The 19,318-nt window shown below is 41.5% G+C and carries 18 protein-coding genes and 1 pseudogene; 11 read left to right on the top strand and 8 right to left on the bottom strand.

Annotation, left to right across the window (positions count from 1 at the left end; translation table 11 throughout):
- Nucleotides 1–86: 86 nt before the first annotated feature.
- The gene (gene lolD / locus ACSC9N_RS10345) at nucleotides 87–770 is read right to left on the bottom strand and encodes a lipoprotein-releasing ABC transporter ATP-binding protein LolD (protein ID WP_004693913.1); all 684 of its coding nucleotides are present in this window, start codon (nucleotides 768–770) and stop codon (nucleotides 87–89) included.
- A complete protein-coding gene (locus tag ACSC9N_RS10350) occupies nucleotides 763–1,998 on the bottom strand; it encodes a lipoprotein-releasing ABC transporter permease subunit (protein ID WP_004980646.1) in 1,236 nt (411 codons plus the stop codon). The genes lolD and ACSC9N_RS10350 overlap by 8 nt, the downstream gene beginning before the upstream one ends.
- Before the next feature lie 24 nt (nucleotides 1,999–2,022).
- Between ACSC9N_RS10350 and ACSC9N_RS10355 the strand changes: the two genes are divergently transcribed.
- Nucleotides 2,023–2,592: a PilZ domain-containing protein gene (locus ACSC9N_RS10355; RefSeq protein ID WP_004693916.1), complete on the top strand. Its 570-nt coding sequence runs from the start codon at nucleotides 2,023–2,025 to the stop codon at nucleotides 2,590–2,592.
- A 15-nt stretch (nucleotides 2,593–2,607) separates the two neighbouring features.
- Here ACSC9N_RS10355 and ACSC9N_RS10360 read toward each other — a convergent pair whose 3' ends face one another.
- Together ACSC9N_RS10360 and ACSC9N_RS10365 are read right to left on the bottom strand one after the other, a co-directional pair.
- Nucleotides 2,608–3,519, bottom strand: a complete 912-nt coding sequence (locus ACSC9N_RS10360; protein WP_010326392.1) for a DMT family transporter — start codon at nucleotides 3,517–3,519, stop codon at nucleotides 2,608–2,610.
- A gap of 13 nt (nucleotides 3,520–3,532) precedes the next feature.
- On the bottom strand, nucleotides 3,533–4,003 hold the full coding sequence (locus ACSC9N_RS10365; RefSeq protein ID WP_004693920.1) for a YaiI/YqxD family protein: 471 nt from the start codon (nucleotides 4,001–4,003) through the stop codon (nucleotides 3,533–3,535).
- Nucleotides 4,004–4,268: 265 nt separating this feature from the next.
- Here ACSC9N_RS10365 and ACSC9N_RS10370 point away from each other — a divergent pair, with 265 nt between their 5' ends.
- Nucleotides 4,269–5,201, top strand: a complete 933-nt coding sequence (locus ACSC9N_RS10370; protein WP_010326391.1) for a hypothetical protein — start codon at nucleotides 4,269–4,271, stop codon at nucleotides 5,199–5,201.
- Between the two features lie 420 nt (nucleotides 5,202–5,621).
- Nucleotides 5,622–5,762 (top strand): hypothetical protein, encoded by a 141-nt coding sequence (locus tag ACSC9N_RS10375; protein ID WP_004693924.1) that lies wholly within the window; start codon nucleotides 5,622–5,624, stop codon nucleotides 5,760–5,762.
- Between the two features lie 313 nt (nucleotides 5,763–6,075).
- On the opposite strand, the gene sthA is transcribed toward ACSC9N_RS10375, so the two are convergent.
- Nucleotides 6,076–7,491, bottom strand: a complete 1,416-nt coding sequence (sthA, locus tag ACSC9N_RS10380) for a Si-specific NAD(P)(+) transhydrogenase (RefSeq protein ID WP_004693926.1) — start codon at nucleotides 7,489–7,491, stop codon at nucleotides 6,076–6,078.
- 208 nt (nucleotides 7,492–7,699) lie between these two features.
- On the opposite strand from sthA, the gene lipA reads away from it, so the two are divergent.
- Nucleotides 7,700–8,713: a lipoyl synthase gene (gene lipA, locus ACSC9N_RS10385; protein ID WP_004693928.1), complete on the top strand. Its 1,014-nt coding sequence runs from the start codon at nucleotides 7,700–7,702 to the stop codon at nucleotides 8,711–8,713.
- A gap of 292 nt (nucleotides 8,714–9,005) precedes the next feature.
- On the top strand, nucleotides 9,006–11,480 hold the full coding sequence (locus ACSC9N_RS10390; protein WP_010326390.1) for an acyl-CoA dehydrogenase: 2,475 nt from the start codon (nucleotides 9,006–9,008) through the stop codon (nucleotides 11,478–11,480).
- A 94-nt stretch (nucleotides 11,481–11,574) separates the two neighbouring features.
- Here the strand turns inward: ACSC9N_RS10390 and ACSC9N_RS10395 are convergent, their stop codons facing one another.
- Entirely contained in the window at nucleotides 11,575–11,835 is a 261-nt protein-coding gene (locus ACSC9N_RS10395) for a hypothetical protein (protein ID WP_010326389.1), read from the bottom strand.
- 273 nt (nucleotides 11,836–12,108) lie between these two features.
- On the opposite strand from ACSC9N_RS10395, the gene ACSC9N_RS10400 reads away from it, so the two are divergent.
- From ACSC9N_RS10400 to ACSC9N_RS10415, 4 genes are all read left to right on the top strand, one after another.
- The gene (locus ACSC9N_RS10400; protein ID WP_010326388.1) at nucleotides 12,109–12,459 is read left to right on the top strand and encodes a hypothetical protein; all 351 of its coding nucleotides are present in this window, start codon (nucleotides 12,109–12,111) and stop codon (nucleotides 12,457–12,459) included.
- 7 nt (nucleotides 12,460–12,466) lie between these two features.
- On the top strand, nucleotides 12,467–14,176 hold the full coding sequence (locus ACSC9N_RS10405; protein ID WP_010326387.1) for a PepSY-associated TM helix domain-containing protein: 1,710 nt from the start codon (nucleotides 12,467–12,469) through the stop codon (nucleotides 14,174–14,176).
- Nucleotides 14,173–14,511 carry a DUF3325 domain-containing protein gene (locus ACSC9N_RS10410; protein ID WP_010326386.1) on the top strand — a complete coding sequence of 113 codons (339 nt, stop codon included), beginning with the start codon at nucleotides 14,173–14,175 and terminating at the stop codon, nucleotides 14,509–14,511. The genes ACSC9N_RS10405 and ACSC9N_RS10410 overlap by 4 nt, the downstream gene beginning before the upstream one ends.
- A 79-nt stretch (nucleotides 14,512–14,590) precedes the next feature.
- Nucleotides 14,591–15,109: a tetratricopeptide repeat protein gene (locus ACSC9N_RS10415; protein WP_029574988.1), complete on the top strand. Its 519-nt coding sequence runs from the start codon at nucleotides 14,591–14,593 to the stop codon at nucleotides 15,107–15,109.
- A gap of 34 nt (nucleotides 15,110–15,143) precedes the next feature.
- On the opposite strand, the pseudogene ACSC9N_RS10420 reads toward ACSC9N_RS10415, so the two are convergent.
- Nucleotides 15,144–16,094: pseudogene (locus tag ACSC9N_RS10420) on the bottom strand (DUF4424 family protein).
- A gap of 20 nt (nucleotides 16,095–16,114) precedes the next feature.
- On the bottom strand, nucleotides 16,115–16,648 hold the full coding sequence (locus tag ACSC9N_RS10425; protein WP_029574987.1) for a cysteine peptidase family C39 domain-containing protein: 534 nt from the start codon (nucleotides 16,646–16,648) through the stop codon (nucleotides 16,115–16,117).
- A gap of 226 nt (nucleotides 16,649–16,874) precedes the next feature.
- Between ACSC9N_RS10425 and ahcY the strand changes: the two genes are divergently transcribed.
- Nucleotides 16,875–18,257 (top strand): adenosylhomocysteinase, encoded by a 1,383-nt coding sequence (ahcY, locus tag ACSC9N_RS10430; RefSeq protein WP_010326383.1) that lies wholly within the window; start codon nucleotides 16,875–16,877, stop codon nucleotides 18,255–18,257.
- A gap of 195 nt (nucleotides 18,258–18,452) precedes the next feature.
- Nucleotides 18,453–19,289 carry a methylenetetrahydrofolate reductase [NAD(P)H] gene (metF, locus tag ACSC9N_RS10435; protein WP_010326382.1) on the top strand — a complete coding sequence of 279 codons (837 nt, stop codon included), beginning with the start codon at nucleotides 18,453–18,455 and terminating at the stop codon, nucleotides 19,287–19,289.
- The last annotated feature ends 29 nt before the right edge of the window (nucleotides 19,290–19,318 follow it).

Consider the following 19,318-nt stretch of genomic DNA (forward strand, 5'->3'; position numbering starts at 1 on the left):
ATTTTTTTATTGGCGCCATAATAAAGCCCACCGAAGTGGGCTTCAATAGATAGTGGCTTTATCTCATATTTTTATCGGCACTCAGCCTAGTCATTGACCCAAAGACCATCTTGCATATGCAAAATCGAATCGGCGGACTGAGCCAGTTGTTCATCATGCGTCACGATCAACATCGCCATATTGAATTCCTGACGTAAATCCATCAGCAGCTCAAAAATTTTACTTGCTGTTTTACGATCTAGGTTGCCTGTCGGTTCATCTGCCATCATCAACGCAGGCTTGGCCACCAATGCACGCGCTAATGCAACACGTTGCCGTTCCCCGCCCGAAAGCTCACCCGGTTTATGGGTTAAACGATGCGTCAATCCTACACGTTCAAGTAAATATTCGGCTTGCTTTTGTACATCTTTAAAGTTGGTGCCTTGACGTAACATCAGTGGCATTGCCACATTTTCCAAAGCCGTAAACTCAGGCAACAGATGATGGAACTGGTAAACAAAACCTAAGTGTTGGTTACGTAAATAACCACGCTCAGCTTCATTCAAACTGTCAAAACGACTGCCCTGCAAAAACACTTGGCCCGAACTCGGACGGTCTAAACCACCCAAGACATGCAACAAAGTACTTTTACCCGAACCACTCGACCCCACAATCGAGACAAATTCACCTGCTTTGACTTGTAGAGAGAGGCCTTTAATCACCTCAACGGTCGACTTACCGTCAGTAAAATGCTTTTCAATATTTTGCGCTTCTAAAACAATTTTACTCATAACGTAATGCCTCCGCAGGTTGGATTTTTGCGGCACGCATTGCAGGATAAATTGTTGCAAGGAAACTTAAAACTAAAGACAGTGACACAATGGTTAATACATCTTGCCATCTTAAATACGATGGTAAGTAATTGATAAAGTAGGCATCAAACAGATGAAGTCCCATCACATTGTTTAACCAACCCACAAAACCACTAATTCCAGAAGCGAAAACAATGCCGAGAATCGCACCCGATACCGTACCAATCACACCAATAATCGTGCCCTGAACCATAAAAATACGGGTAATGGTTGCAGGTGAGGCGCCAAGGGTACGTAATATGGCAATATCCGATTTTTTATCGGTCACGACCATCACTAAGGATGACACAATATTAAATGCAGCCACCAAGACAATCAGGAAGAGCAATAAGCTCACCATGGCTTTTTCCATTTGGATCGCACTAAATAAATTGCCGTGAGTATAGGTCCAATTCGAGGCATAAAAACCGCTTGGCAGATCCATCACAATTTCATCAGCCACTTTAGGTGCTGCAAAAATATCATCCAATTTCAAGCGAATGCCTTGCGCGCCATCAGGTAGGCGTAACAACGTTGATGCATCATTCAAGGCAATGTAGCCCATCATCGAATCGACCTCAGCACCAATGCTGAAAATGCCCACAATTTTGAAACGTTTAAAACGCGGTACCACACCCGCTGGTGATGGTGTTGCCTCCGGTAAAACCAAAGTCACACTATCATTTAAACCTAAACCTAAGGCATCGGTCATTTGTTTGCCTAAAACAATACCAAACTCACCTTTTTTTAAGTTATCAATACCACCTTCAACCATGTGGTCTTGGATAATCGAAACCTTTTTTTCATATTGAGGTTCGATCCCCGTGACCATAATTCCAGCCACTTGGCCTTGTGCCGTAAGCATCCCCTGCAATTGAGTAAACGGTGCTACGCCTGTGACGTGTTCCTTTGTCTCAATTTTTTTTGCAAGTTCAGGCCAATCTGTTAAAATTTGTGTTGAAGAAACAGTGGCTTGAGGTATCATTCCAAGTACACGTGTTTTCAACTCTCGGTCGAAACCATTCATTACAGATAAGACTGTAATAAGTACAGCCACACCCAGTGTCAGACCGATCATCGAAACCAGTGCAATAAAAGAAATAAAGTGGTTGCTACGCCGTGCGCGAGTATATCTCAACCCTATATACAGCGAGATTGGTTTAAACATACCATCTAGTCCGAGGTCATAATTATGGAAAATTTACAGCATCAAAACGTTCAAACAGAACGTCGTGTGATGTCACGAATCGATGCGGCCTTGAGAATTAACTATCAGATCATTTCTGATGATGTTGCCCTGAATGACCCTTACGATCCTAATTTTGTTTTACCGCGCTATTTTCTACTACTCGCAGAATTAGATCAATTTGATCATGCACTAAACTACGAATTAGAACAATTATCTGAAAAAGATCAACAAATTGCTCGAATCTTATCCCTATTTAACCAGAAATTAAACCTGATCACGGGGTCTTTGTACGACACAATTGTACAAACCATGTTACCTACGCCTGAACATGTGAATTTTTCTGAAAGTGGTTTGAGTTTCTATAGCGAAAAACAAATTCAAGATGGTACCTATATCCACTTAACCTTGAGCCACCCTGAAAACTTCTTCCATATTGCCGCGATTGCACAAGTGGTGTACAGCAATGAAGAGGAAAATGGCAAGTGCCGCACGGGAGCATACTTTATTACCTTGCACCCGCAAGATCGTGTCAAATTGGCCGACTGTATTTCTTTGACGGTCGAAGATCATTAAAGCCAGAACCTTGGACTAGTTTTGGCTTTTTAACTTTTGGGCAAGTTTCCGACTTGCCTGAAGATCTTTATAAAAGTAAACGAATAAACCTGACAGTAAAACCACTGCACCCAACATCACCATCATCGAAAGTTTTTCCTGATTCAGTACCGCACCTATAAATAGAGCAATCATCGGCGTCATGACGGTAGTCAGCGATAAAGTCGTAGGTTGAATTTTCTGTACCAATTTAAAATAACAGAACATCGCAATCAATGACGCCATGACGACCGTATATAGCAGCGCCAAGCAAGTTTTCAAATCGGGCATTTGCTGCGGTGCATGCTGCCAAATAAAAGGCACAATACATATAGCCGCCAATGTCGACACCAAAATTGAACCTGTCGCTTGTGCAACGGGTTCAATATTCGCATTGACTTTTTTCACCCAGAAAATAGAGGCTGCATAAGAAAATACACTAAGTAACATCAGTCCAATCCCAAACGGATGGACATGCTGTGCTGTACCTGCAAGGCAAATTATCGCAAGTCCTAGCAGTGCAATACACATTCCAAACCACTGCATTGCACTCAAATAGCTCTTAAAGTAAAAACGTCCGATCAGCCCTGCCATAATCGGTGCTAAGCCAAACATCAATGCAATCATGCCTGAACTAATATAATTGGTGGCAACATAGGTAAAAAACTGCGAACCAATCAAGCTAAAAGAACCAGCCAAATAACTATGCCAAGCGACTTTATCGGTGGGGAACTGTCGTTTTAAAACCAATAACAAACAAATCGCCAAAGGCAAAGCAATGAAAAAACGTAATACCAATGCCCACAGCATATGTAAATCGGTCACACTCCACACAATCGCTAAAGGCGTTGTGGACCAAATAAAAACCAATAATCCATAGGTTGCCATCAGATTGGCTTTAGAAGACATAATCAGCTCGATGCTAAATGGCAGTTTTGCGTTTTTGCTTTTGAATGGTTTGGTCTAAAGAACTAGAAAATTCGCGTTTATCACGCTCAGAAATAGGTGGTGGCCCACCCGTGTTTACACCTGCTCCACGTAATGAATCCATAAAATCACGTAAATGTAGGCGGGCTTTGACATTAGCGGTAGTATAGATTTCACCACGTGGGTGAATTGCGATTCCACCCTTTTCAATCACCTGTGCTGCCAGCGGAATGTCTTGTGTCATCACAATATCATTCTCTTTCATGCGTTCGATGATTTCTTTATCCGCGGCATCCGCCCCACTCATCACTTGAATCGAATTAATACGAACGGAAGGCGTAATCCCGACATTTTGATTGGCCACAAAGGTCACTTCAAGTTGATAACGATCTGAAGCACGTAAAATCACTTCACGTAAAATTTTAGGCAATGCATCTGCATCGACCCAGAGCTTAAATGGCAGCACTGCACATCCATAAACAAAAGAAACTGCCTTAGTCTAACAAACTCAGTGCTTGAGCATAATAGATAAAACCGCTCAAAATCACCTATACAAAGCTCGCTTCATACTTTTTAAGTATCAGATGAAAATACTTTGTTCTTTTGTCTATCAAATAAAGTAAGGCTTTACTCTTTTTTGATGATTTTCTAGTAAAAATAAAATATAGGACTTGAAATATAGAAATAACCCTCGATTTAATAGGGATATATAACCTCATTCAATCGTGCATATGAACAATCAAAATAGTCCAGAAATAATCACCATTGATGACCAAAACTTTGGTAGCCACGTCGAGCATTGGAATTTACTCACAGATAACCCTGCACAAGATGTCCCTAAATGGTTAGGTTTAGCTTTAAATGCACCAATCATGCCGATGGGTTTATGCCAGACTGAACAAGATATGGATACGGGTTGTTGGCTCATTCAAGGTCCAAGTCAAGCGGCTGTTCAACTGACTCAAGTCATCGCGGTTGAAGACAATAAACCCAAGGCCGTTAAAACTGCATTTCCAAGTTTTAATAGCCCCTATAAAGTGTCTGCTGTGGTTGAACGCATCATTCGCGGTCAATCCAACACACAAGCCGTTTTACGTTTAAACTTAGGCAATAACAGCATCGTCTACGCTTATGACAGCTTATATAGCGTCAATCATGCTCAATACCAAAAAGACCAAACCTATATTGCACATCTCAATGCATGGGCATATGAACTAGAAGCAGTCGCAGAGCACGAGCAACTAGTGGTTGATGACCCTGCATCGATTAAACATCATCGTGCCTTGAACGATATTTTGGCAGCAAACAATGGCATTGCTCCTGCAAACTTGCAAGAACAGATTGATGCATGGGAACCAAAGTCGGATGATGACAAAGAACCTGTGACTGTCGATTTTTCAAAAATGGTCGCTTATTTGTATGGAGAAAAGATAGGTCAGGAAGATGAAGCATGGTTCCAAGGGAATATTGTTGGCAAAACCAACATGCAATTTATGGAACAAGACTACACTCTGCTTGATGTTGCCTTGATTCATGAAGACAACCAAGCTGCAACACTGATTCGTATTGCCACTAAAAATCCAGAGTACGCCAACTTTAATATCGGACAATACATTCGCGGCAATATTTGGATTCAAGCCAATATTTATGCATTAAATCAATAATTTATAAAAATAAGCCAACGCAGCCTATACCAGATCGATGTATAGGTTGCGTTGGCTTTTTTATTTATATCAGTACGATTTATTTTAATTTGAATTCATTTGTATAAAACTTATCCACATATTTTATTATCTCTTGGCATTTTAAATTCATTTAAAAGAACTTTTATCCACAGTTTTAAATTCAATTATCTTATTTTAACGATGAATAATAAAATCTTAAGTTCTATGACTTTCAGATAGTTAGTTATTGGTAGCTACTGGCTTCTGGGTTAACTCAGCATAAACTTGAATATTTAAGTGATTATGTATAGTGGAGATCTGATTATTTTTAATTAGTACTTTATTTAAGCAATTTTTTATGTTAAAAATACAAACATGCAATAGGATTTTAACGATAATTAAATCGGAATAAAAACTTCCATGAAAATTATGCAAGAAGAAAATATACAGCATGTTGAACATCAATTAGAAAAGCGTTATCAGCTTGACGCTTATTCGTGCATGTTTTTTGTGTTAGGCATGATGATTTCTGCCTACTTCTTACATCAGTTCATCCTGTAACTGATTTCACGTCGCAGCCTAATTCAAAAAAGCCAACTTTGTTGGTTTTTTTATGTCTAAAAATATCTGCTACGCCGTATCACTGGATCATTCTTTCCATGTTCTACGCTAAGAAACATGGCACCCACAAAATTACTTGCCTCTCATAAGCAAAGTTGCTCCCTCCCCCCTTACTTGTCACACTCACCTACCACCGCATAAATCGTTAAAAAGTTTTAGGCATTTAGATATGCCTACACTTACAAAATAGCAATTTTAGGTATAAAAAAACCTGCAAGTCTAAACTTACAGGCCTCTGAAAATACTATAAAAATTAGAATAAACGATTCATACCATTTAAGGTCGCTACACGATATGCTTCAGCCATCGTCGGATAGTTAAACGTCGTTTCTACGAAATAATTGATGGTATTGTTTGGACTATTCATCACCGCCTGACCAATGTGAATAATTTCCGATGCGTTATTACCGAAGCAATGAACACCCAGCACTTCCAAAGTTTCACGGTGGAATAAAATTTTCAATTCACCCACTGTGTCACCTGTAATTTGCGCACGCGCCAAATGACGGAAAGAAGCCTGACCCACTTCATACGGAATTTTTTCTTCGGTTAACTCTTGTTCAGTTTTACCAATCGAAGAAATTTCTGGAATGGTATAAATTCCTGTCGGAATATCAACCACAGGTTCCACACCCACTTCACCGCTCATGTTTGCACCTGCACAACGACCTTGGTCATATGCAGCAGAAGCCAGTGAAGGCCAACCAATCACATCACCAGCAGCGTAAATGTTTTCCACTTCGGTTTGGTATTGATCATTGACTGTAATTTGACCACGGCTGTTTGGTGTAATACCCACATTTTCTAAGCCTAAGCCATCCGTATTTCCAGAACGACCATTACACCACAAAATAGCATCTGCTTTAATTTTCTTACCGCTTTGTAAATGTAGCACCACGTGATCATCATAGGTTTCAAGATGATCAATCTGCTCATTATGGCGAATCAAGACACCTTGTTGACGTAAGTGATAAGACAAAGCATCAGAAATTTCATCGTCTAGATAACTCAGCAATTTATGCTGTGTATTAATCAGGTCAACTTTATGATCTAGTCCAATGAAAATAGACGCATATTCGCAACCAATTACACCTGCACCATAAATGATGATTTTTTGAATCGAATAATCAAGGTCTAAAATTTTGTCCGAATCAAATACACGTGGATGGTTAAAATCAAGCGCCGCAGGACGGTATGGACGGCTACCCGTTGCGATCACGATTTGTTTGCACATGATCGTTTCTTTAATACCTTCAGGGCTAAATACTAAAACTGTATTTTGGTCTTGAACGTAAGCACGACCATGGTAAATATCAATTTTATTGCGGTCATAAAAACGTGAGTGTGTATCAACCTGTTGTTGAATCACTTTATGTGCATTTTGAAGCACTTGCTTCATGGTAAACTGGCGCCAGTCGCCCATTTTTTTAAACATTGGGTCACGGCGATAACGGATAATACTCGATACCGTTTGACGTAAAGCTTTACTTGGAATGGTCCCCACGTGGGTACAGTTACCACCGAGCTGCTCACGTACATCTACAATCGCAACACGCTTTCCAGATTTGGCAAGTTTCATTGCCGCGCCTTCACCCGCAGGGCCTGAACCTAGAACGACCGCATCGTATTTAACGAAAGTTCCACCAACGACCTCTTTTTTACGTGGCATTCAACGCTCCTTCTTCAAAAACTTATTACTTATCTTGGGCATATTATGACGTAATTGCAGGCAATTTGCTGTATTTAGCTTACATATATTAAGTGATAACCACATTTAGTAAATGAATAGTATTTCCGCCCTATCAATTCGCATTTCCGCTATACTAATACTGCTATTTTTAGCATCTCCCCCGTCAAAAACAGTGGAATAGTTGAATATGTCTGAAAACCGTAAACCTGAGCAGGGTATCAAACTTCGTGGCGCAGAAAAGGTCGCGCGTATACCTGTAAAAGTTATTCCTACGGTTGAAACGCCACGCAAGCCGGATTGGATTCGCGTGAAAATGGCAGCACCCGAAGAAGTGCAACGCATTAAATCAACCCTACGTGAACAAAAACTGCATACCGTTTGTGAAGAAGCTGCGTGTCCAAACCTCCCCGAATGTTTTGGTGGCGGTACTGCAACCTTTATGATTATGGGTGACATTTGTACACGTCGTTGTCCTTTCTGCGACGTGGCACATGGCCGTCCAAATGCACTTGACGCAGACGAACCACGTCACATGGCTGAAACAATTTCAAACTTAGGTTTAAAATATGCCGTGATTACGTCTGTAGACCGTGATGACTTACTTGACGGTGGCGCACAACACTTTGTTGACTGTATTAAAGAAGCACGTGCATTAAGCCCGAATACTTTACTTGAGATTTTGGTACCTGACTTCCGTGGTCGTATGGACATTGCGCTTCGCATTATGACTGAGTGTCCACCTGATGTATTTAACCACAACATTGAAACTGTGCCGCGTTTATACAAAGCGATGCGTCCAGGTTCAGACTACCAACACTCTTTAAATCTGTTGAAAATGTTTAAAGAATATTGCCCTGACGTTCCAACCAAATGTGGTTTGATGGTCGGTATTGGTGAAACTGAAGAAGAAGTCATTTCACTTTTAGATGATTTGCATGCACACGGCGTTGACTATGTAACAATTGGTCAGTATTTACAGCCTTCAAAAGAGCATGCGCCGATTGACCGCTTCGTTACACCAGAAGAATTTGAACGCTACACTGCGCACGGTCAAAAGTTGGGTTTTAGAAATATTTGGGCAGCACCGATGGTTCGGTCAAGCTACTTCGCTGACCGCCAATACTATGGTGAACCTGTACCAGCAGTACGTCGCAAAGCAGATCCTGCGAAAAAGATTGCTGTTCAAACGATTGAAGCTTAATTTACTGTGGCGTTAAACAGTTAAAACGCAAAAATTAAAAGCCCTCATATGAGGGCTTTTTTTATTACGATCTTCGTTCTTTATATTTTTCAATTACGTATTCATACATTTCTAACACAGTCATTGTTCAATAAACATCCTAATCTAATTCAAAGTCTAAAATAATCGTGATGCTACACATCACATCAAATTCATTTTATTACACCTTTTTAGTCTACGTTTTTGCCTTATTTTCCGTGGAATTCTATAAAACGTATGACTGACCTCACGGTGTAAACAACGGGAGGTTTCAATGGGTTTCATTTTCGCCATTCTGTTTTTAATCTGTATCCTCTGGGCTATTTTTTATTTTGAACTCAGTCGCTTAATGGCAACTGCAATCATTATTTTTACGTCCCTCTTCGCTGCTATTTTTATCAGTCCGTGGTCATTACTTCTAGGTCTGCCCTTAATTATTCTCAGCCTGATTGTGGTTATTGATCCATTACGAAAGTCTTTAATCACTCAACCTGCCTATAAAGCTTTAGCCAAAGCCATGCCGAGTATGAGCAGTACCGAGCGTGAAGCATTGGATGCAGGCACCAGTTGGTGGGAAAAAGAATTATTTATGGGTGCGCCTGACTGGAAAAAATTTGATGGTTATGTCTACCCAACTCTGTCTGCTGAAGAGCAATCCTTCTTAGATCATGAAGTTGAACACCTTTGTGGTTTACTCAATGAATGGGAAATTCATCACCACTTAAAAGATCTTCCTGTTGAAGCATGGCAATACATCAAAGAACAAAGCTTTTTAGGTTTAATTATTCCCAAAGAATACGGAGGTCGTGCCTTTAGCTCCTTTGCCCAAAGCCGCATCATGAGCAAAATTTCTTCACGTTCACTGACCACTGCCGTCAGTTGTATGGTGCCCAACTCTCTAGGCCCAGGTGAGTTGCTTTTACATTATGGAACTGAGGAACAAAAACAACGCTACCTACCAAGACTAGCCAAAGGCGAAGAAATCCCCTGCTTTGGTTTAACCAGTCCTGAGGCGGGTTCAGACGCTGGTGCGATACCTGATACAGGTGTGGTCTGCTATGGTGTGTTTGAAGGCCAAGAAGTACTCGGTTTACGTATGAACTTTTCAAAACGCTGGATTACACTGGCACCTATTGCGACTGTGATTGGTCTCGCTTTTAAACTCTATGACCCTGATGGACTATTAGGCGATGCAAGCAAAACTGAATACGGCATCACCTGTGCCTTATTACCGGCCAGTCATGACGGCGTCCAAGTCGGCGCGCGACATAATCCTGGTTCCCCCTTTATGAATGGCACGGTCGATGGACAAGATGTTTTTATCCCACTCGATTGGATTATTGGTGGGGTGGAAAATGCAGGTAAAGGTTGGCGCATGCTGATGGAGTGCTTAGCCGTAGGTCGTGGGATTTCACTGCCAGCGCTCTCCACTGCTTCAGCTGAAATGGCTTATTTAAGTGTCGGTGCTTTTGCCAAAGTACGCCAACAATTTAAAATTTCTGTAGGACATTTTGAAGGCGTGCAAGAAGCCACCAGTGATATTGCCAGTGGTACATATATGCTCGAAGCTTTCCGCTATATGGTCACTTGTGGTTTAAACGAAGGCGGCAAGCCCGCAGTGATGACAGCTATGGCCAAATACTATGCCACCGAAACCATGCGTAAAATTGTCAATCATGGGATGGATGTCGTTGGCGGACGGGCAGTACAAATGGGGCCGCGCAATTTTTTAGCATTGAATTATCAAGCCATCCCCATTTCAATTACCGTTGAAGGGGCCAATATTTTAAGCCGTTCTTTAATGATCTTTGGTCAAGGCTCAATGCGCTGTCATCCTTATTTATATGAAGAACTCCAACTCCTTCAAGCAGAAGATACAAAGTCAGCTTTAGCGCCTTTCGACACGCTACTTTTTAAACATTTGGCTTATACTTTTAACCGAACAGCCCGTTCATTCAGTTATGGCATATTCGGTGGCCCTTCAGATGCTTCCGCACAGACAGATGCTTTCTCACGCCCTTTTTACAAAACCATTAACCGTTTCAGTTCAAACTTTGCCTTAACAGCAGACCTGTGTTTAGGCTTACTTGCAGGCGATATTAAACGCAAAGAAATGCTTTCAGGACGTTTGGCTGACATTCATGCCCATCTATTTATAGCAACCGCTATTTTGAAGTTTTATGAAAAAGGACAACGTAGTGAGGCTGAACAACAGCATGCTCAACTGGCTTTAGAAAAAGCATTTGTCCAAATTCAGGATGCATTTGATGGACTATTCGCAAACTTTCCTATGCGAGCCGCTGCTTGTGTAGTCAAGTTCATCTGTTTCCCTTTTGGTCGTGTTGCTCAGCAACCAAGCGATCAGCTAAAAACGCAATTAGGACGTGCGATCATGGAAAATAATCCTTTCCGTGAACAACTGAAGCAGCATGTTTTTTACAATACCGATCCCAATGACGTCTTTGGGCGTATGGAAAATGCCTTCCAAGCTGCATTGAAAATTGATCCACTATGGACGAAGTTTAAAAAAGCGGAAGCCAAAGGACAATTTGAAGGCTTAGATTTTGAATCGCATATTCAACATGCACTTGAAACAGGATTCATAAGCCCTGAAGAAGCAGATCAGTTGATTCATTACAATGCTCAACGCTTCGATAGTATGCTCACCGATATTTTTGATCATGAGCTTGAACAGACACTAGATTTAAAGAATCCTTACAATACTAAGGCTTCCGATATTCAACTATAACCTTTCATCGGTTTTCGAAACTCCTAAAAAATAAAAGTCCGTTTACGGGCTTTTATTTATCCACACAATATAAACCAGACATCAAAGCGAAGTTTTAAATCCAATACACGTTTAAACGATAATAGAACTCTTCCACTTCCAAACGAACTTGATATCCCAGTTGGGTCAGTTCTGCTGAAAAATGACGAATATCTTCTAGGGGTAAATGTTTTGGCAGAACTGTAAATACCGCAGTATTTCCCTGTTTCGCACTCTCCTCAATGAGTGAAGCTAAACGTAATTTATAGACTTCAATATCTAAATACGCTTGGTTGGACATAATTTTTGCCTGTTCGGCATTAATAAAAGCAGCCATCTTTTCCTCCAAATTCGCCCAAGTATTGACTATGAAACTAACGCAGATCAAAACAGCGTATAACGTGATTTGGTAACACTGTGTAGCCATTCCTTAGAGAAATAACAATAAGAATCAAATCTATTTAAAAAGGCAGCGACTACAATCCAAATTTTTCTGTTCACCAAACTCACTTACCGTTACAGAAAAAATAAATAAAGTTACCATCTATTTTATTTAAATAATAATTGTTATCATTTGCAATATTGTTTACTAATACACCAACTCTCTTCCATGAATAGCACCACTCAAATTGATGCCTTGGTTCATTCGGAAAAAGTCCATCCGAAGCCTGCCAAAAAGAAGAAAGTCGACACACCACTTAGCTACCGTCTGATGGTGTTGTATCGATTTGCACTTGCATTGCTCGGAGGTTATCTCCTTGCTGCACTCTCTGCATTAACCATTGCTAAAGTCTTTATTGCAAATCCTGTGAATGCGGCCATGAGCGCCACACTCATTGCATTTTGTCTTAACTGTGCTGCCTTTATTTGGGTCTTTATGGTTCAAAAAACCTTAAAAGCAACACTCGGCATTGCTGTGCCATGTATTGCACTGTATGCCCTACTCAAATTTTTAGGATAGTTTTTCAATGCGTGTTGATCAAAAAGCGGAAGGACCGCGCCAATCCATGTCATGGTTGCATACATGGGCCAGTCTCATTTTAGGGTGGCTGCTGTATGCAATTTTTGTGACTGGAACCCTCAGTTTTTTCCAAAATGAAATTTCTACTTGGATGAAACCCGAAACACATCAATCTATCCCTGCGCAGTCTCAAGTGCAACAAATGCAGGTCGCGCTCAACTATTTACAGAAAAACCACCCAGATGCAGGCAGTTGGAATATTCAACTACCCAACTCACGCCAAACCACAACTGAAGTGACTATTCGTGCCGTTGGTGAAGACCCGAAAGCACGTCGTGGTGGAACACGCATCACCTTAGACAGTGCGACTGGTGAAGTGATTGAACCACGGGATACGCGTGGTGGTGGATTCCTATATCGTTTCCATTTTGAGTTGTACGGTTTACCCCGCCTGTGGACGCGTTGGTTAGTCGGGATTGCCACCATGTTCATGTTGGTCGCAATTGTCAGCGGCATCATTGCCCATAAAAAAATCTTTAAAGATTTCTTTACCTTTCGCTCAGGCAAAGGTCAGCGCTCATGGCTGGATGCACACAATGCAACCGCTGTTTTTGCACTGCCTTTTCATCTAATGATTACCTTTAGTGGCTTACTACTGCTCATGTTTATGTTCATGCCTTGGGGAATTAACCAAGCGTATGAAAATCGACAACAGTTTTTACGTGACCAACAGGCCAGCATGATTGAGCAGCCCCAAAAGGCTGAAGATGTGCCACGCGAAGGCGAAAGAGCGGCTCGTGGAGAACGCGGACAGCAACGCGGTGAACATACAGAAGGTCGTGGTGAGGAACATCCAAAACCCGAACTCCGCCCTGCTCCACTGACAGACTTAGCCCCAATTATGGCAGCGGTACAACAACAGTGGAAAGACAATCCAATTGCTTCAATTAACATTATTTCACCCAATACAGACCAAGCCAAAATTGAATTGCGTGCTTTACGTGCTGAAAGTGTCGCGCATCGCAATGTGTATGCAACCCTCAACTACAATGGGGTCACGGGTCAAGACGAAACGGATAAAAATATACGAATCAAAAATCCATCGATTCCAAGTGCCATCTATAACGTGGTCACCGTCTTACACGAAGCGCGTGGCCTCGACTTAGCGCTGCGTTGGTTATTATTCTGCTCAGGTATTTTAGGTACGCTCATGGTGGCTACGGGTCTTATCCTTTGGTGTTTAAAACGTGCTCCCCAACAGCAGAAACAAGGCTATAAATCGTTTGGTTTCCGACTGGTTGAAGTCTTAAATATTACAGCCATTATTGGTTTGCCTTTGGCCTGCGCGGCATATTTTTATGCCAACCGTTTCATTCCTGCAGATGTAGAAATGCGCCTGAACTGGGAAATTCGTAGCTTCTTTACCGTATGGTTACTCACGCTAATTTATGCCATTTTCCGTACCCACCGCCAAGCATGGTTAGACTTACTTTTATTGGCAACACTCGCTTTCGTCCTGCTGCCAGTGGTCAACTTGATGACAGGCGGTCAAGCTTTGTGGAACAGCATCGCGCAGGGCCAATGGATGATTGCATCGGTTGATTTAGCCATGTGGGTAATGGCAGTGATTTTCTATTTCGCTTATGACAAAGTTAAAAAACATCAAGGTTTGCCGAACAAAAAAGTGAAAGTAGCTGTTCAGGAGGCCGAAGCATGATTTGGTTTCTGATCATTTGGACTTTAGCGACCTTAGGTTTTTTTTCACTTGCCAGCAGTATGTCTAAGCACCAAAAGCAAATCTTTGCTAAAGAACTGACACTTCAGCAAACACGCTTAGCAACCACTGTGGGTTGGTTACTGTTAATTGTTTCTTTGCTCATTTGCTTAACGCAAGGACATTGGAGCACTGAAATCAGTTATTGGATCGGCGTGATTAGCTTCGCAGCACTGTTTGTTGGACTTTGCTTAAGTTATTTTGAGCAAAAAATTAAGAATATCGCTGTTTCAGTTTTACTCTTATTTATATTCAGCCTAACTTTGCACCTGATCTGAACCTAAAAGCCAATCTTCGGATTGGCTTTTTCACTTGAAAGCATTAGGCTATCCACAGTTTAAATCTTTGGTTATTTGTATGCCTAAATCTCCTAAAATTCCTGCTGAATTGGTCAACCTTGCAACAACAGGCAATAGTGACGCTCAATTTGAACTCGCTGAACTATATATGCAAAGTGAAAATGAAGATGACATTACGCTTGCAGAAGAATGGGCGCTCAAAGCAGCAGCATTGGGTCATGTAGAAGCCATGTATTGGCTGGGTGAAGGTTATGCTTTTTATGCCAAAGAACTTCGAGAAGAAGATCCAAGCGAAGCTGAAACCTACTTTGGACATGCACATCACTGGTTAAAACAAGCCGCTGAACTGAAACACCCTACTGCAATATTAGAGTTAGCTGGTTTTTACCGTCGTGGTGATGTGGTTGAAAAAGATGTCGCTAAGTCAATTGAACTGGTACAACAAGCAGCGGAACTGGGTGAGGCTCAAGCCATGCGTGATTTGGCATTCATTTATGAAAATGCGCTAGGTGTCGATACAGATGAAGCAAAAGCCAAATACTGGCACGACAAGACAGATGCCGCAGAGCAAGAATAAGCAAAAGCCCATCCTTTGATGGGCTTTTTACTACTTAAAACTTATGCACAAAAATAATATCTAAATCCTGCTTCGGCACAAAATTCTTTTCTGTCATTTGAAATTGTGTCGAACTGATCTTTTTCACCTGACCCTTCCAACAAAATGAAACCAACTCATTCGGGTCACGCTCAATGGTCAGTTTAAAACTTTGAATAGGTTTCGCCCAATTTGCACCCGTTTTTAAGATATAGCCCAAAGCTTGATAAGGTGGATATTGCGACTTGGCCTTTTTCAAACCCGCTTTGAAGTTTTGATCCATACAATAGGTTTTTTCATCCTCTTCAGGATATAAAGAGACCGAACCACCGACCAATGGCATGTACTCATGTTGTACATAGGTCAGCGCATTGGCCTTAAACGTCTACTGCCAACTATAAATAATTTGCGATTCCCAATAAATTTCATCATCCGCCTGATAGGGCTTTAAAAGCTGCTGTACCGTTTTGTCCTCACAACGATACAAACGCTGATTAAGCGTAGAGTCTTGTTGCAATAACCACGGATGCATCAAATCTCGATCTGAAAAACCACATTTTTTCAAACCTGCAGTCACATCGACGACGTCACCATTGGAACTGAAGTCTCCAGTTGCTGTTAAAGCAGGTAAAAATGCACGCACATGTGTTTCTGGCTGAATCTTTTGTGCATTGGCTTGTACTTTAAAGCTTTGAATCAATTGTTCGGTATGCGCAAAATCGCTTTCACGCGAACTGCCCACACGCGGCAAGGGAAATAAAACAGTTTCCGTAATATCTTGAGCGGTAAGATTTTTAAATTGGTAATTCACCCGAATGATGTTTTTACTGATAAACAAATCTTCACTTTGCATACTGATTTTTGGATTTTTCAGATATTGCACACCGCCCGTTGCCACATAACCCGTGCTGTCATTCGCGCTGATCTGCATAGAGATGAACACGCATAGTCCGAGGATCTTTTTCATTTAACATCTTCTTTTCATGTTTATTGTGCTGTTTCCATGCGAGCGTTTGAATGATCAAGCACGATCACTTGTCGGCAGATGCCCTCGACTTGACGTTGCTGCTCAAATACAGATGCAGGCATCGCATCAAAACTGTCAAAGAAACAGATTTCCTGCTCATCTATAGAATAAACCAGTGAATGGTTTCCGACGCCTTCTAAAGTATCGTAATAGACAATGATAAATTTATTTTGCTCAAATGCCTGTTGAATTTGTTGGTAATTGATGGCCGCTAAAACTGGCAGCTTTAGTTGCTCAGCTTCTGCATAACTCAATTTTTCTTGTGCTTGAAGCTCTGGGTCTTCATCAGTATAAAATTGAACATCAAAGCCAAATTTCTTTAATCCGACTGCCAAGCCAATGGTTGTCGTTCCGTTTTCTGCATCATAACCGCAGACCTCTATCAACTGTTCAATATCCGCATCGATATATAAATGCTGGAGTAGCATCCATACCGCATAAATACCACCATTAGCTTCAAGGTTCATTAAGGATTCAGGGATATTCAAGGCCATAACACAATTCAAAAAAGATGATTGTGTTGATAATAAACAAAACATCGTTGGAACTGAATCAATTTCCAAGTACAATACTTCGCTAGTCGAGGGATGCTGCGACTTTTTCACAGGTACATAAATGTGGAATCGCTAGGCTCGACGATTCGGTTAGACACTCGTTCCAATCAACAACGGCATCCGCGAACATAATGATCAATTTTTATTTTAAATTAAGGAGATCGTAATGAACGCGGTTACTGCTTCATTTACAGATTACAAAGTTGCTGATATTTCACTTGCTGATTACGGCCGTAAAGAAATCAAACTTGCTGAAGCAGAAATGCCAGCACTTATGGGCCTACGTAAGCGTTATGCTGCTGCAAAACCACTTGCAGGTGCGAAAATCCTTGGCTGTATCCACATGACCATTCAAACTGCTGTTTTAATTGAAACATTAGTTGAATTAGGCGCAGAAGTTCGTTGGACTTCATGCAACATCTTCTCGACTCAAGACCACGCTGCTGCTGCAATTGCAGCTTCTGGTGTTCCTGTATTTGCTTGGAAAGGCGAAACAGAAGAAGAATACATGTGGTGTTTAGAACAACAAATCAATGTGAATGGTACCCCTTGGGATGCCAACATGATTTTGGATGATGGCGGTGATTTAACCCTACTTGTTCATGAAAAATATCCTGAAGTGATTGCAAAAATCCACGGCGTAACTGAAGAAACGACGACAGGTGTTCAACGTCTGTATGAAATGCTTCGTGACGGTACTTTGAAAGTTCCTGCAATCAACGTGAATGACTCTGTAACTAAGTCTAAAAATGACAACAAATATGGTTGCCGCCACTCACTGAATGATGCCATCAAACGCGGTACAGATATGCTTTTATCTGGTCGTCGTGCACTTGTGATTGGTTACGGTGACGTAGGTAAAGGTTCTGCACAATCACTTCGTCAAGAAGGCATGATTGTACGTGTGACTGAAGTTGACCCAATATGTGCGATGCAAGCATGCATGGACGGTTACGAAGTTGTATCTCCATACAAAAATGGCGTACAAACAGGCAAGAAAGAAGACATCAATGTTGACCTTCTTCAAAATACTGATCTAATCGTAACAACAACAGGTAACTACCACGTATGTGACGCTGCAATGCTTGATTCATTAAAAGCAGGTGCAGTGGTGTGTAACATCGGTCACTTCGACACTGAAATCGACACCAACTACTTACGTGGTTACAAATGGGTTGAAGTGAAGCCACAAGTTCACCAAGTGTATCGTTCAGAAAATGACAGCGACTACCTCATTCTTCTTTCTGAAGGTCGTTTAGTTAACCTAGGTAATGCAACGGGTCACCCATCACGTATTATGGATGGTTCTTTTGCCAACCAAGTACTAGGTCAAATGCACTTGTTCGCTGAAAAATTTGCTGATCTCGCTGAAGATCAAAAACAAGCAGCGATTCGTGTAGAACTGCTTCCTAAGAAATTAGATGAAGAAGTTGCTGCGGCAATGGTTGCTGGTTTTGGTGGTGTCTTGACTCAATTGACTCAAGAACAAGCAGACTACTTAGGTGTAGCTGTTGAAGGTCCGTTCAAATCTGACGCTTATAAATACTAAGTTGCAAACCTCTCTTGCGCTGAACTTTAAAGCAGTGCTTAAAGTCTGCTCAGGAGAGGGACTTTCATTACCGAATGATGTTAGCAGTGAAATCTTGTTATCTCTATTCAATGTAATGAATCCCCTTCTCCCTCTGGGAGAAGGATGGGATGAGAGCAAACACAAAAAATAGCATTTATAAAAAAGGATTTGATGATGAGCAAAAAAGTTCCAATTTCTTTTGAGTTTTTCCCAACCAAAACCGATGCTGGTGCAGAAAAACTTAAAGTCGTACACCAAGAACTTCAGTTATTAAACCCAGAGTTCTTCTCAATTACTTACGGTGCTGGTGGTTCTACCCGTGAACGTACCCTTGCTGCCATTGCTGAATTCAATGGTAAAGGTACGCCTGTTGCACCGCACTTATCTTGTATTGGCGATGACAAAGCACGTATTGCTGAATTACTCGACATTTATAAAGATCAAGGCATTGACCGTATTGTGGCGCTGCGTGGTGACTTACCTTCAGGTCAAGTCGGTCTAGGGGAACTACCTTATGCCACGGATTTGGTTCGCTTTATTCGTGAACATTCGGGCGATCATTTCAAAATTGAGGTTGCCGCTTATCCAGAAATGCACCCTCAAGCAGATAGTTTTGACCTAGACATTCAACGCTTTTGCGACAAAGCCAATGCAGGTGCGAATGCCGCACTGACTCAGTTCTTCTTTAATCCAGATGCCTACTTCTACTTTGTCGATCGCATTCAAAAAGAAGGCGTGAACATTCCTGTAGCACCAGGCATTATGCCAATTACCAATGCCAGCAACTTGATTCGCTTTGCAGATGGTACAGGCGCTGAGATTCCACGTTGGATTCGTAAGCAACTGGCAACTTATGGTGATGACACTGCCAGCATCAAAGCATTTGGTCATGAAGTGATTGTGAAACTTTGCGAACGCCTGATTGCAGGTGGCGCACCGAGTTTGCACTTCTACACCATGAACACCACTGATCCTACCCGTCAGCTTGTACTAGACCTCGGTTTAGCATAAGCATTTAAACTAGATTCACCCTATTTGAG

The sequence above is a fragment of the Acinetobacter sp. PC34 genome, from assembly GCF_051789135.1.
GTDB classification, from domain to species: Bacteria; Pseudomonadota; Gammaproteobacteria; order Pseudomonadales; family Moraxellaceae; genus Acinetobacter; species Acinetobacter johnsonii.